This is a genomic window from Pseudomonas sp. MT92 (assembly GCF_058792515.1).
Genome location: NZ_JBXAFA010000011.1, coordinates 19,478 through 33,204, shown reverse-complemented (window position 1 = coordinate 33,204; position 13,727 = coordinate 19,478). Strand labels below are relative to the sequence as shown.

Annotated in this window: 12 protein-coding genes and 1 pseudogene; 4 read left to right on the top strand and 9 right to left on the bottom strand. The window is 60.3% G+C overall.

All coding sequences use genetic code 11. From position 1 onward, the window contains the following. Positions 1-12: 12 nt before the first annotated feature. A complete protein-coding gene (locus AC1Q6D_RS20330) occupies positions 13-945 on the bottom strand; it encodes an SDR family NAD(P)-dependent oxidoreductase (RefSeq protein WP_103404048.1) in 933 nt (310 codons plus the stop codon). A 443-nt stretch (positions 946-1,388) separates the two neighbouring features. Here AC1Q6D_RS20330 and rimJ point away from each other — a divergent pair, with 443 nt between their 5' ends. Next, complete coding sequence (gene rimJ / locus AC1Q6D_RS20325; RefSeq protein ID WP_103404049.1) at positions 1,389-1,976, top strand: ribosomal protein S5-alanine N-acetyltransferase; 588 nt, start codon at positions 1,389-1,391, stop codon at positions 1,974-1,976. Between the two features lie 83 nt (positions 1,977-2,059). Further along, complete coding sequence (locus tag AC1Q6D_RS20320; RefSeq protein ID WP_103404050.1) at positions 2,060-3,499, top strand: ArnT family glycosyltransferase; 1,440 nt, start codon at positions 2,060-2,062, stop codon at positions 3,497-3,499. Between the two features lie 51 nt (positions 3,500-3,550). Here AC1Q6D_RS20320 and AC1Q6D_RS20315 read toward each other — a convergent pair whose 3' ends face one another. Both AC1Q6D_RS20315 and pmrG read right to left on the bottom strand, forming a co-directional pair. Continuing rightward, positions 3,551-4,381 (bottom strand): phosphatase PAP2 family protein, encoded by an 831-nt coding sequence (locus tag AC1Q6D_RS20315; RefSeq protein ID WP_103404051.1) that lies wholly within the window; start codon positions 4,379-4,381, stop codon positions 3,551-3,553. 27 nt (positions 4,382-4,408) lie between these two features. After that, a complete protein-coding gene (gene pmrG, locus AC1Q6D_RS20310; RefSeq protein WP_103404052.1) occupies positions 4,409-5,080 on the bottom strand; it encodes a lipopolysaccharide core heptose(II)-phosphate phosphatase PmrG in 672 nt (223 codons plus the stop codon). A gap of 292 nt (positions 5,081-5,372) precedes the next feature. Between pmrG and AC1Q6D_RS20305 the strand changes: the two are divergent. Continuing rightward, positions 5,373-6,386, top strand: a pseudogene (locus AC1Q6D_RS20305) (methyl-accepting chemotaxis protein); the annotation flags it as partial. 42 nt (positions 6,387-6,428) lie between these two features. Continuing rightward, on the top strand, positions 6,429-7,292 hold the full coding sequence (locus AC1Q6D_RS20300) for a methyl-accepting chemotaxis protein (RefSeq protein WP_404943280.1): 864 nt from the start codon (positions 6,429-6,431) through the stop codon (positions 7,290-7,292). Between the two features lie 75 nt (positions 7,293-7,367). On the opposite strand, the gene AC1Q6D_RS20295 is transcribed toward AC1Q6D_RS20300, so the two are convergent. The 6 genes from AC1Q6D_RS20295 to mdaB all read right to left on the bottom strand — a co-directional run bounded on the left by AC1Q6D_RS20295 (position 7,368) and on the right by mdaB (position 13,643). Further along, entirely contained in the window at positions 7,368-7,736 is a 369-nt protein-coding gene (locus tag AC1Q6D_RS20295; RefSeq protein ID WP_103404054.1) for a glyoxalase superfamily protein, read from the bottom strand. A gap of 118 nt (positions 7,737-7,854) precedes the next feature. Further along, entirely contained in the window at positions 7,855-9,312 is a 1,458-nt protein-coding gene (locus AC1Q6D_RS20290) for an N-acyl-D-amino-acid deacylase family protein (protein ID WP_103404073.1), read from the bottom strand. 103 nt (positions 9,313-9,415) lie between these two features. Then, the gene (locus AC1Q6D_RS20285; protein WP_103404055.1) at positions 9,416-10,861 is read right to left on the bottom strand and encodes a SulP family inorganic anion transporter; all 1,446 of its coding nucleotides are present in this window, start codon (positions 10,859-10,861) and stop codon (positions 9,416-9,418) included. Between the two features lie 197 nt (positions 10,862-11,058). Beyond that, a complete protein-coding gene (locus AC1Q6D_RS20280; protein ID WP_103404056.1) occupies positions 11,059-11,952 on the bottom strand; it encodes an NAD-dependent epimerase/dehydratase family protein in 894 nt (297 codons plus the stop codon). A 103-nt stretch (positions 11,953-12,055) separates the two neighbouring features. Further along, positions 12,056-12,967: a LysR family transcriptional regulator gene (locus AC1Q6D_RS20275; RefSeq protein ID WP_103404057.1), complete on the bottom strand. Its 912-nt coding sequence runs from the start codon at positions 12,965-12,967 to the stop codon at positions 12,056-12,058. A gap of 85 nt (positions 12,968-13,052) precedes the next feature. After that, a complete protein-coding gene (gene mdaB / locus AC1Q6D_RS20270; RefSeq protein ID WP_103404058.1) occupies positions 13,053-13,643 on the bottom strand; it encodes an NADPH:quinone oxidoreductase MdaB in 591 nt (196 codons plus the stop codon). Positions 13,644-13,727: the final 84 nt, after the last annotated feature.

Sequence of the window (13,727 nt, the reverse complement as noted above, 5' to 3'; positions counted from 1 at the left end):
AAACCGGCCGAATCAAAGACTGCGGATAAGTTGCGCTAGACCATTGCCGATGGACGTCGGTTCCGGAAGATTGAAGCGCTCGAGCAGGCGCGCGTTATTGGCGCGCGAATGGCGAATATCGCCCTGACGTGGCGCCTGATAATTCACCGTCAAGGGGTTGCCGGTGGCCGCGCCCAGTTCAGCGATCAAATCATTGAGGCTGGTGGAGCGGCTCAAGCCGATGTTCACCGCACCGGATTGCGGTTCGCTCGCCTCCACCGCCTGGAGCAGGATGCTCACCAGGTCCAGGACGTAGACGAAGTCGCGGGTCTGCTCACCGTCACCGAAAATCGAAACCGGCTGCCGGTTCATCGCCCGCTCGGTGAAAATGCTGATCACACCGGAGTACGGCGAAGACGGATCCTGGCGCGGGCCAAAGATGTTGAAGAATCTCAGGATCACCGGTTCCAGGCCGTGTTCGCGGCGATAGAAATCCAGGTAATACTCGCTGGCCAGTTTGTCGCTGGCATAGGGCGTGAGCGGCGACTTGGCGGTGTTTTCATCAATGGCCGAACCTTCGCCGTTGTTGCCATAGATGGCCGCGCTGGAGGCGAACACGACACGCTTGATCCCGGCCTTCAACATGTTTTCACAGACGTTGAGGGTGCCGACAAAATTGCTTTGATGGGTGCTGACCGGATCGTCCACCGACGCTTGAACGGAGGCCACGGCGGCCAGGTGAACGACCGCGCTGCAATCACGCATGGCCTGGCTCACCGCGGCGCTGTCGGCGACATCACCGACGACCAGGTTCAGGTTGGCATTATCCATTGGCAAGTTACTGACTTTGCCGGAGGACAGGTTATCCAGCACACGCACTTTGTAACCTTTCGCCAGCAACGCTTCCACCAGGTGTGATCCGATGAAACCAGCACCGCCAGTAACGAGTATTCGCTCAACAAACATGAAAATTCTTCCTGAAAAATCAAGCGGATACTTGGATTTGAAGTCCGCCAACGGTTTGAGCTCGCGCCATCACAGTCGCGAATGCCCCGTGAAACTTGCCAGTCGCGAGTGACATTTTTATGGCGGTAGGCCATCAAAACGCCGCCGATAATGGGAGATCGGGCGATAACTGTCAATAGACCGTCTATTTTTCTCATTGCTTTCAAAACCATAGAAAATTTGTCATTTTCTTGACGACATTTATTCCAGATTTCGTGCCGGATCATTTGTCCGGCCTCGGGGGAGCGCCAACCCTCTGACAAATGAACTTTTCTTCACCCCATCGATTGGCCACAACCTGTACATTTTTCTCGCTCATTCAAGAAACTACGGTTTGCCCGCCCTCCCGCGGGCTTTTTTTTGCCTGTAAATTGTGGGTCGTCCACCGTAACCTCGAGCGCCCGATGACGATCCTCACCCTCCCCTGCAAACGCCTGACGCTGGCCATCCTCAGCCCCAGCCAGGCTGCGCTGGAAAGCGACTTCTACCAGCGCAATCAGGCACACCTCGCCCCCTGGTCACCGGTTCGCCCCGACGACTACTACCGTCCGGAAAAAATCCGCTCGCGCCTGGCGCAACAGGCCTTTGCCTTCGAGGACGGCTACGCGGTGCACTTTGCAGTGCTGGATCGCGACGGCCAGCAGATGATCGGCGCATGCAATTTCAGCGGCATCATTCGCGGGGCATTTCAGGCGTGTTACCTCGGCTATCACATCGACCAATCCCACCAGGGCCAGGGTTTGATGCATGAAGCCCTGCAAGCGGGTATCCGTTACATGTTCGAGACAATGAACCTGCACCGGATCATGGCCAACTACATCCCCGACAACGAGCGCAGCGCCCGGTTGCTGGAGCGCCTGGGTTTCGAGCGCGAAGGCTATGCCAAGGCGTACCTGAACATCGGCGGGCGCTGGCAGGATCATGTGCTGACGGCGCTGGTCAGCAAGGTCTACGAAGACCCTGATCAATGCTGGTCAAGACAGCTTTCCTAAGCTTTCACACCTCGTTCACGTTTTGTTAAGGATTCGCTTCGTATGCTCGGGATTCGTACTCCCTCCCCGGTCCCCGAACGCCTATGTCGCGCTCCACTTCCTCACTGTTATTGCTTGCCGTGCTGCTGTTTTTCTTCGCCCTGGGCAATCACCAGCTGCAAGGCTCCACCGAGGCGCGGGTCGCCGGCATTGCCATGGAAATGCACCTGGACAACGACTGGGTAACCCCTCGCCTGTTCGGCGAACCCTTCCTGGAAAAACCGCCCCTGAGCCTGTGGCTCGACGCCGGAGCCATCGGCGCGTTCGGCAGCACGCCGTGGGCGGTGCGGCTGACCTCGGCCTGTGCAGGGTTGTTCAGCGTGATGCTGTTGTTCGCGATGCTGCGGCGCTTCGGCCGGCCGACAACCCTCGCGTGGACCGCCGCATTGCTGTTGGCGACCATGGCCAGTTACTGGAGCAACGTGCGCGGCGTCGGCGAAGACGCGTTGCTCGCCCTCGGTGTGACGCTGACGCTACTGGCGTTCTTCCAGGGGCACCGACAATCGAGCCTGAGCAATGCGCTGTTGTTCGCCCTGGGAATCGCCATCGCCACCTTGAGCAAAGGCATCCTGGGGCTGGCGATGCCGGGGGTGGTGATCTTCGCCTTTTTGCTGGCCGAAAGCCTGATGGACAAGCGCCTGCACCTGGCGCACTGGCTACGCCCAGGGCTGCTGACGCTGCTGGGATTGCTGCCACTGATGATCTGGCTGGCGCTGCTGTATCAGCGCGGCGGCATCCAGGCAGTGACGGAACTGCTGCTGACCAACAGCGTCGGACGCTTCAGTGGCTCCTTCGTGGAAGCCGGTCATTACGAACCGTTCTACTACTACCTGGCCAAACTGCCCGAGGCATTTTTGCCCTGGAACATTCTGGTGTATCTGGGGCTGTGGCATTTCCGCAAAAGCCTGAGGGCCAACCGTTACCTGTTGTTCTTTACCCTGTGGATATTGGCCCAGTTCGTCATGCTGACGTTGGCGTCGAGTAAACGTACGGTGTACCTGATGTCGATGACACCGGCAGCGGCCGTCATCGCCGCCGAGTACGCGAGCGTCCTGTACGCAAAACTGAAGGCCCGGCAAGACGTCTCGCCCCTGGCGAGCAGCATTATCCGGCATCGTCGCAGCGTGGCGGTTGGCACGCTGTCCGTGGTGATCGCCAGCTACCTCGCCGCGGCACAATGGGCGCTCCCCCACGCCGATCGCACATTGTCGTTCCTGCCGCTGACCGAGCAGATCCGGGCCCTGCAGGCCAACGGTCAGCAAGTCGCGCTGTATCAGGCCAACGAACGACTGGGCGGCGCCAGCGTGTTCTACACCCACCGCGTGCTCAAAGGACTGGATACCGAGGCGCAGCTGCATGAGTTCCTGACCGCGTCGCCTTCCAACGTGGCGGTCATGGGCGCCGATGCAGAGCCGCCCGCGCCATTGAAAGTGCTCAAATCCATGACGGTCGGGAAACAGCATTACTACTTTGTCGGGCAATAAAAAACCCGTGATCCCTGGGGATCACGGGTTTTTCGTATCCGGCGCCTGAAGTTAACTGGCCGTTTGAGCCTGCGCTACAGCTACCCGCCGCTCGTGCTTTTGCAGAACCGGCTGATCCAGCCGCGCCCGGCCGTAGAACGCCAGCGCCGTCAGCAAACACGCCAGCCACACGAAGATCCCGGCCCAGAAGGTGTGGGACATGTAGTGCCAGCCTTGCAGAACACGCGTGGTGCCGTAGACGAAACCCAGCAGCAGCGAGCCGTACATTACCGCTTTGGAAAAGCGCCAGCGGTAGCGACGTGCCACGAAATACAACGCCAGCATGGTGAAACCACCCGAGGCATGGCCGCCTGGCCAGCAACGGCCATCGCCTGCTTCCCTGAACAGCTGGAAGTTCTGGTACCACTCGATGTGGGCGATTTTTCCACCGTAAAGCGTCGTTTCAATCGGGCAGTACACGCTGGTATGCGACTTGAGGAAATGGATCACTCCCGTGCAAATCGCGAACGCAAATACCACAAACAGAAAATCCCGACGATGGTCCCTGGCAAACCGAAGCACAGGGGCGGCTTTGGTCCGCTCCAGAAAGTTGCCCAGGCGTGGATGTTTTTGCGGGGTGACCAATGGCCAGACAAACGACAGGATCGCGCCGATCAACGCAATTTCAGCGGTCCAGTTGGGAATGATCCGCGCCCACTTGTGGGTGAGCTTCTCAAAGAAGTGAACCTGGTCGATTGGGAAGGTTTGGGTAATCGGATCAAAGAACAGATTGCTGAACGCGATGTCGATTGAGGTCATGTCGAACATCAGGAAAACCACGGCGGCGCAGGCCAGCGGAATACCGAAATTCAACCAGTAGAAACGGTGGGAAGTACTCTGCATCGTGTGTCCTGATCAAAAAAGATGAATTCATTTACTCGTCACCGATGGCCAGTCCGAGGCGTCGATGAAGCCTAGCATGCGAGGTGTCTGTGGGGTTTCGGCGGAAACGAACAACGAAGCGCCATAGCCTGGAGTGGAGCCTGACAACTTGAGGTCTTTCTCGAGCTGCTCCATGCATTCGCTGTGGGTTACCAGGATCAGGTTGCGTCCGGCCACTTTATGCGCCAAAGCGTCGCGCAGCATAGTGCCCTTGCAACTGATCAGCCAGTCTTCACCGGTGCCGACCTTGTTGAACATGAAGGCCGCTGTCTGTGCTGTACGCAGCATCGGGCTGTTGTAGATGTCGGCCTTGCTCAGCCCCAACTGCTCGAAGTGCTTGCCGACTTCCACCGCGACGCTACGCGAACGTTCGGTAATGCCATCGTTGCCCACCAGGCAGGCAGCGCTGGAGTGATCACAACGCTCGACATGGCGTACCAGCACGATCATGTCGCCCTTGGCCCAACCGGCCAGCAATGCCTGAGCGCCGGCCACATTACCATGGGCCAGGTCCGGCGCGGCGGCAGGCCGCAGCAGAAAAAGGATCAGGGGTACCACCAGCAATGCCGAGGCCAGCACCACGATTGTATTGCGATAACGGGCAAATCGGCTCAGGTCGATCGAGCGTTTTACTCCGAACAGAGTGAGTCTCAATTCCATATCTAGTCGCCTCGCCGGCATGCACCATTATTTTTATGCGGCGAGGCTAGAGAGGCGGGCGTCGTCTACAGGTGAAACCCATGTGAAAAAAAGCTTAAGAATTGGCGCGGTCCGACGCACGGTCAGCCCCTACACAAAGTGCAACACTTTCGCGTAAAAGCCATTGCAAAAAACGTTTCAGCTCCAGGAATCGCGGCCGATACACCCTGCTTACATAGCTTGGAGGCTCCCAACAACAACAATCTTCCAGCCACCGACGATCAAGAAGCACTGCGTTACTGGAGGAATTTTCATGAATAGCTGGTTCGGCAACATCAGCGTGAACCTGAAACTGGGCCTGGGCTTTGGCCTGGTTCTGGCACTGACTTGCATCCTCGCCTTGACCGGCTGGACCAGCCTGGGCGGTTTGATTGACCGCAGCAACTGGATGAGTGACATCACCCAGCTCAACGCCAGCCTGACCAAGCTGCGCGTGGCGCGCCTGCAATACATGCTGACCAACGGCGACGAAGCCACCGCCCAGAACGTGCAGACCACCCTCGAAGCCTTTTCCGCTCAACAACAAGCGCTGCTGGTGAAGTTCAAGAGCCCGGAGAACCTCAAGCTGCTCAATGAGCAAGGCACCGTCATCGACGCCTACAAGACGTCCCTGAACAAAATGCGCGGCGCCTACCGTGCCGGCAGCAGCGCCCGCGATGTCATGATCGCCAATGCTGAAACGGCCAACACGCTGATCAACGATCTCAATAGCCGCGTGCAACAACTGCCGCCGAGCGATCAGCGCTTCGAACAGTTCCAGGCCATCACCGCCGCCAAGGAAGCCTTCTTGCTGGCCCGCTACGAAGTGCGCGGCTACACCGCGACCACCAACGCCGAAACCGAGCAAAAGGCCGTCGCCCAACTGGACGCCGCCATCGCCAGCCTGAAACAGCTCAACGCGCATTTCGCCGACGTTCAGCCAGACGCCCTGCAGCGACTGGAAACCGCGCTGGGCAACTACCGTAGCGCCTTGCAGGCTTACAAAACCGCAAACGGTGATGTGGTACAGGCACGCAAGGAAATGACTGACGAGGGTGCCGCCATCGTCAGCCTGAGCGATGCGCTGTATCAGATTCAACTCGACCGCCGTGACGCCGAAAGCGACAACGCCCGCACCCTGCAACTGGTCAGCACATTGCTGGCATTGTTGGTGGGCATCATTGCCGCCGTCGTCATTACCCGACAGATTACCGGCCCGCTGCGCGACACCCTGGCCGTGGTCGATCGCATCGCCAGCGGCGACTTATCCCACGATGTCCAGGTGACGCGCCGCGACGAACTCGGTGTATTGCAGCAAGGCATCGCGCGCATGGGCGTGACCCTGCGCGACCTGATCAGTGGCATCCGCGACGGCGTCACCCAGATCGCCAGCGCTGCCGAAGAATTATCGGCCGTGACCGAACAAACCAGCGCCGGGGTCAACAGCCAGAAAGTCGAAACCGATCAGGTCGCCACCGCCATGCACGAAATGACCGCCACCGTGCAGGAAGTTGCGCGCAATGCCGAGCAGGCCTCGCAAGCGGCAGCCGCGGCTGATGGTGAAGCTCGCGAAGGTGACAAAGTGGTGGCCGAAGCGATCGACCAGATCGAACGCCTGGCCAGCGAAGTGGTGCGATCCACCGAAGCCATGGGCGTGCTGCAACAGGAAAGCGACAAGATCGGCAGCGTCATGGACGTGATCAAGGCCGTGGCCGAACAGACCAACCTGCTGGCGCTCAACGCGGCCATTGAAGCGGCGCGCGCCGGTGAAGCCGGACGTGGTTTTGCCGTGGTGGCCGACGAAGTCCGCGGCCTGGCCCAGCGTACGCAAAAATCCACCGAAGAAATCGAAAGCCTGGTGGCGGGTCTGCAGAACGGCACCCAACAAGTGGCAATGGTGATGAACAACAGCCGCGTCCTGACCGACAGCAGCGTGGCCCTGACCCGCAAGGCCGGCGCTTCACTGGAAAACATCACCCGCACGGTGTCCAACATCCAGTCAATGAACCAGCAGATCGCAGCCGCCGCCGAACAGCAAAGCGCCGTGGCCGAAGAGATCAGCCGCAGCATCATCAACGTGCGCGACGTCTCCGAACAGACCGCTGCGGCCAGCGACGAAACGGCAGCGTCCAGTGTTGAACTGGCGCGGTTGGGGAATCAGTTGCAAGCGATGGTGAGCCACTTTCGGGTCTGACGCTGGATCAGCGCTGAACCACAGATCCCATCGCGGGCAAGCCCGCGATGGCGATCTGATTGTCACCGCACATGCTCACACACTGATCGCGTTGGTAAACACCAACCGATTGCCGAACGGATCGGCGATGGTCATGTCCTGGCTGCCCCACGGCATCGCCTGAATCTGCGGGTGAGCGAAGGGGTATTGCTTGGCCAATAATTGTTGCTGGAGCGCTTCCAGTTCATCGGTCTCGATGCGCAGGGCCGAGCCCGGCATGCTGTCACCCTGGTGTCCGGACAGATGCAGCACGCATTCACCATGGGAAACCTGCAGGTACAACGGGGAGTCGGGTTCGAAACGATGCTGCCAATCGATCTTGAACCCGAGGAAGTCGACGTAGAACTCAACGGCCTTGATTTCATCGAAGATCCGCAGGATCGGGGTGGTTTTGCCCAAGCTCATCGCGTTGCTCCCAGACGGAAATTGCCCGGCGTGTAGCCGGGCTGTACCTCAGCAATTCGGCTTGGTCATGGCATTCTTTAATCTCAATGTGCCACTACTGTGATGCAACGCCCAATCCTCACTCAAACCCGTCTCGCAAATCCCCTTCCCGCACCAGAAACCGCCCTGCCCTGCGCCCGTTCGCCTGACCGTCGCAGTAACTCAGAACCCCGTTGACCCACACGCCGTCGATGCCTTCTGCGGCCCGTTGCGGATCATTGAAGTCCGCCACGTCGCGAATAGTCGCCGGGTCGAACAACACCAGGTCGGCCCAATGTCCTTCGCGGATCTCGCCCCGCTCCTTCAAACCGAATCGCGCCGCTGAGAGCCCGGTCATTTTGTGCACGGCGGTGTGCAGCGCAAACAGCCCTGCGTCGCGGCTGAAATGTCCGAGCACCCGAGGGAACGCGCCCCACAAACGAGGATGGGGAAACGGGTCTTCCGGCAAACCGTCGGAGCCGACCATCGACAGCGGATGCGCGAGGATTCTGCGTACGTCCGCCTCGTCCATCCCGTAATACACCGCACCGGCCGGTTGCAGTTGGCGGGCGGCATCGAGCAACGACAGGTTCCACTCGGCAGCGATGTCCATCAGGTCGCGGCCGCCCATCTCCGGATGCGGCGTCGACCAAGTGATGGTGATGCGATGGGCGTCGGTGACTTGTTTGAGGTCCAGGGTCGAAGAGCTCGCCGCATAGGGATAGCAATCGCAGCCCACCGGGTGGGTTTGCGCGGCACGTTCGAGGGATTCCAGCAGCTGCGGGCTGCGGCCCCAGTTACCGGCGCCGGCACATTTGAGGTGGGAAATGATCACCGGGACTTTCGCATGACGGCCAATCCGGAACGCCTCGTCCATGGCCTCCAGTACCGGTTCGAATTCGCTGCGCAAGTGGGTGGTGTAGACGGCGCCGAAAGCTGTCAGTTCTTCGGTCAGTTGCATGATTTCATCGGTGGACGCCGAAAACGCGCTGGCATAAGCCAGGCCCGTGGACAGTCCCAGCGCACCGGCCTCCAGGCTCTCGCGCAGCTGTTCGCGCATCGCGGCAATTTCATCGGCCGTGGCGGTGCGATACAGATCGTCGAGATGGTTGCTGCGCAGTGCGGTGTGGCCCACCAACGCGGCAACGTTCAGCGTCGTGTTCGCCGCTTCGACCGCCGCGCGGTAATCGCTGAACGTCGGATAAACAAACGCGGCGCGGCTGCCCAGCAGGTTCATCGGGTCCGGCGGATCGCCGCGCAAACTCACCGGCGAAGCACTGATGCCGCAGTTGCCGACGATCACCGTGGTCACGCCCTGGCTGAGCTTGGGCAGCATTTGCGGCTGGCGGATCACTACGGTGTCGTCATGGGTGTGCACGTCGATGAAACCCGGCGCCAGCACGCGACCGGCGGCGTCGATCTCCTCGGTGGCGCGGGCGTCGTGCAGGTCGCCGATGCGCTCGATGCGACCGTTCAGTATCGCCAGGTCGGCGGGGTAGCCGGGGCTGTTACTGCCATCGATGATCAGCGCGTTGCGAATCAGCGTGTCGTACATCATCTCAGTCTCCCAACCGCCGCCGCGGTAATCGTCCAGGGCGAGTTTGATCCGCCGCAGACGTTCTTGATGGTGGACTTTCATCGCGCCTGCCCCGGGCGGGACCTCAGTCGTGCTGCACGCGCGCCCGCTTGAGCAGCTTCTTGCAGCGTTCGGACAAGTGCAACACCCGCAGGTGCTTCCCAGCCTTTTCATAGCGCTCGCGCAATGTCTTGAGCGCAGCGATGGCCGAGTAATCGACGAAGCTCAGGTGGCGACAATCAAGGGTCACCACGGAAGGGTCGTTGGCAGGATCGAACTGATTGAGAAAGGGTGTGGTCGAGGCGAAGAACAGCGTGCCATGCAGCAGGTACAACTTGCTGCCGTCGGCTTCGACGTGAGTGTCGGCATACAACTCGCGGGCCTGCTGCCAGGCGAAGTTGAGGGCCGCGATGATGATGCCGCACAGCACGGCCGTCGCCAGATCGGTGAACACCGTGATCACCGTCACTGCGATGATCACCAGCACGTCATTGAGCGGTACCTTGTTCAGCACCCGCAGCGAGGCCCAGGCAAAGGTCTGCTGCGACACCACGAACATCACCCCGACCAAAGCAGCCAGCGGAATGCGCTCGATCAGCGGCGACAGAAACAGAATGAACAGCAAGATCGCCACCCCGGCGACCACACCGGACAAGCGACCACGACCACCGGAACTGAGGTTGATCACGGTCTGGCCGATCATCGCGCAACCACCCATGCCGCCAAACAGGCCGGACACCACGTTGGCCGCGCCCAACGCCACGCATTCGCGATCGGGGTAGCCGCGGCTCTCGGTGATTTCATCGGTGAGGTTCAGGGTCAGCAGGGTTTCCAGCAAACCGACCAGCGCCATCAGGATCGCGTAAGGCGCGATGATGCGCAGGGTTTCCAGGTTCCAGGGAAGGTCCGGCAGGGCAAACGTCGGCAGGCCGCCGGCGATGTGCGCCATGTCGCCCAGGGTTCGGGTCGGCAGGCCGAGCAGGTAAACCGCCAGGCCAACGCCCAGAATCGCCACCAAGGCTGGCGGGACCGTGCGGGTCAGGCGCGGCAGCACATAGACAATCGCCATCGTCACCGCGACCAGGCCGATCATCATGTACAGCGGCGCACCGCTCAACCAGGCCTCACCGCTTTTGAAGTGCTCCAGTTGCGCCAGGGCAATGATGATCGCCAGGCCGTTGACGAAGCCGAGCATCACCGGGTGCGGCACCATCCGCACCAGTTTGCCCAGCCGCAGCAGCCCGAACGCCAGCATGACCAGGCCGCCGAGTAACACCGTGGCCAGCAAGTACTGCACACCGTGCTGCACTACCAGCGCGACAATCACCACCGCCATCGAACCCGCGGCCCCGGAGACCATGCCCGGCCGACCACCGAACAGCGCGGTCAGGGTGCATATGATGAACGCGCCATACAGCCCCATCAGCGGATTGAGGTGGGCCACCAGCGCGAAGGCGATGCATTCGGGCAGCAAGGCGAAAGACGTGGTGAGGCCGGCCAGGGCATCGGCGCGTAGATGTTTTGGTTTCATGGGGACCGCATGCAGGGAGTCGCAAGAAAGAGTTTGCGGATGTTACGGAATCGAGGGCGGCCCGGCCAGTTTATGCGACTTCGAAAACGCCATCGCGAGCAGGCTCGCCACACAGTGAACCGCGTTCTCCATACCGGCGCGGTCTAATGTGGGAGCGAGCCTGCTCGCGATGAACGATGACGCGGTCCAGAGCGAACTCACACCATCTCGTTAAGAATCCATTCAACCACCGACGTGCGCTTCGGCACCCAGCCCAGCAACGCCCGCGCATGCTTGCCGCGAACCCGACTGTTGGAGCCCAGGCCATAGTTGGCCATTTCATAACCCCATTCGGCTTCGGCGTCTTTCAGCGCCCAGTCTTGCGGCTTGCCCAGTTTCAGCACCTCGGCCATCGCCGTGGTCATGTCGATGAACGACGCTTCGCCGCTTTCGACAAAGTAGAACGTGCCGGGGACGTTTTTGCTCAGCGCCAGCAGGTACAGGGCCACCACGTCTTCGATGTGCACGTTGGACCAGATGTTCTGGCCGGTCCCGACGTGACGCACCACGCCACTTTTACGCGCCTGTTTCAGCAAACGCGGCAACTGCACGCTGTCGCGATGGACGCCCAGGCTGTGGCCGTAGATCAGGGTGTTGCAGATGACCGCCGAATTCACGCCGTCCCTGGCCGCCGCCAGGATCAGGTTGTCGATGGCCACCCGTGCAGCCTTGTCGACGGTCGGTTCCGGCAGGTTGTCTTCGTAGTAGATGACATCGCTGGACTTTCCGCCCGACGCATCGCCGACGATGCTCGAACCGCTGGTGTGCAGGAATACCTTACTGGAACCGCGCAAGGCATCGAGCAGGGCTTGCACCGCACCGCGATGGTCACTGCTGGCGGCGTTGATCACCGCGTCGGCGGCGCGGGCCTGATCGGCCAATAGTGCGCTGTCGTCAAGAGTGCCGATGACCGGGGTGATGCCCAGCGCCGACAGTTCATCCGCTTGTTCGGCGCTGCGCACCAGACCGGTGACCCGATGACCCGCGCGGATCAGGCCCATGGCGATCGAGCCGCCGATGAAGCCGGCGGCGCCGGTGACGAATACATTCATGGAGGAATTCCCTGCGTTGATCAGTGATGCACCGAGTATCAAGCAGCGATCCCTGACGAAAAATCCCTGCCGGGCCAATTCACTCTTGCGCAGGAATCACGAATCAGTCGCTGAAATCGTCGGCTGCGTACAGCGCCAATTTGCTCTGGATGAAATCCAGGAAACATTGAATTCGCAGGGCCAGTTGCGAGTTGCGGTAATACACCGCGTTGATCGGCTGGCGATAACCACTGTTGAACTCGGCCAGCAAGACTTTCAAGCGTCCGGCGCGGATGTCGTCGATGGTCATGTAATGCGACAGACTGGCGATGCCCTGCCCTTCCAGCGCCAGATGACGAATGGTTTCGCCGCTGGAGGCACTGAGCGAGGCCTGGATTGGCCAGCGGTCACCGTGCACGTAGCGCAGCGGCCATTGGTTGAGGCCTTCGTTCTGGGTGAATCCCAACAATGTGTGGGCGGTGAGGTCAGTCACGGCGGTCGGCGTGCCGTGCTTTTCCAGGTACGCCGGGCTGGCGACGATGTGCAGCGGACTGCAACCCAGGGAGCGGGCATGCAGGGTCGAGTCGGCCAGGGTGCCGATGCGGATGGCGATGTCGGTGCTCTGTTCGAGCAGGTCGATGATCAGGTCGTTGCTGTTGAGTTCCAGTTGAATGTCCGGATAGAGCCGGCGGAACTCATCGATGTAGGGCACGATCGCGTGCAGCATGAATGGCGATGCGGCGTTGATGCGCAAACGCCCGGACGGCGTTTGCTGGCGCGAGGACAGGCGTTCTTCGAGTTCGTCCATCTGATCGAGAATCAGCTTGGCCTGTTCGAAGAAGTACTTGCCCTCCTCGGTCAGGTCCATGCGCCGCGTCGTGCGGTTGATCAACGTGGTATCGAGCTTGGCCTCCAGCCGCGACAGCGTGCGGCTGACCGCCGAAGGCGTTTGCCCCACCTGTTCGGCCGCCGCAGAAATCGACCCGCACTCAATCACGCAGACGAAAATCTGCAACTCATCGGATCTGGCTTTCACGTGTGTTCCTTATCGATAGTCCTGCTCATTTTCAAAGCCGAGCCGACTCCAGGTGCCCGCTCCAGCTATCGATAGTAGCGGAGCCTCACGCCTTCAGGCCAAACACCTCGATCAGATGTTGCTCATAGCGCACCACATCGCCTTCGATGTTCGGGCGTTTCATCACGTCGACACAAAGGAAGGTCGGCAACCCGGTCATGCCAAGGAATTCATTGGCCTTGTGGAACGGAAAGTACACCGCGTCCACGCCTTTGCCTTCAAAGAAGTCAGTCGGGTCGTCAAAGGCTTGCTGCGGTGCGTTCCAGGTCAGGGACAGCATGTACTGTTTGCCCTGGATCAAGCCGCCGCTGCCGTACTTCTGCGAAGCGTCGGAACGGGTACGACCGTCGCTGGCATAGAGACTGCCATGGCCTTCGGTGAACACTTCATCGATGTACTTCTTCACGGTCCACGGCGCGCCCATCCACCAGCCGGGCATCTGGTAAATGATCACGTCGGCCCAGAGGAACTTGGCGACTTCTTCCGCGATGTCGTAGCCCTCGTCGATGAACGTGGTTTTGACATCCACGCCACCACGGTCCAGCACGCTCAATGCGGTTTCGTGGAGGGTGGTGTTGTAGCGGCCATCGGAATGGGCGAATTTTTTGCCGCCATTGAGCAACAGGACTTTTTTCATGGGGGATCTCGGAAAGGTCAGAAAGTTGGATGGCGGCAGCGTACCGATTCACCTCGCGCGGAATAAGCGCCTTCATTGCAAAAT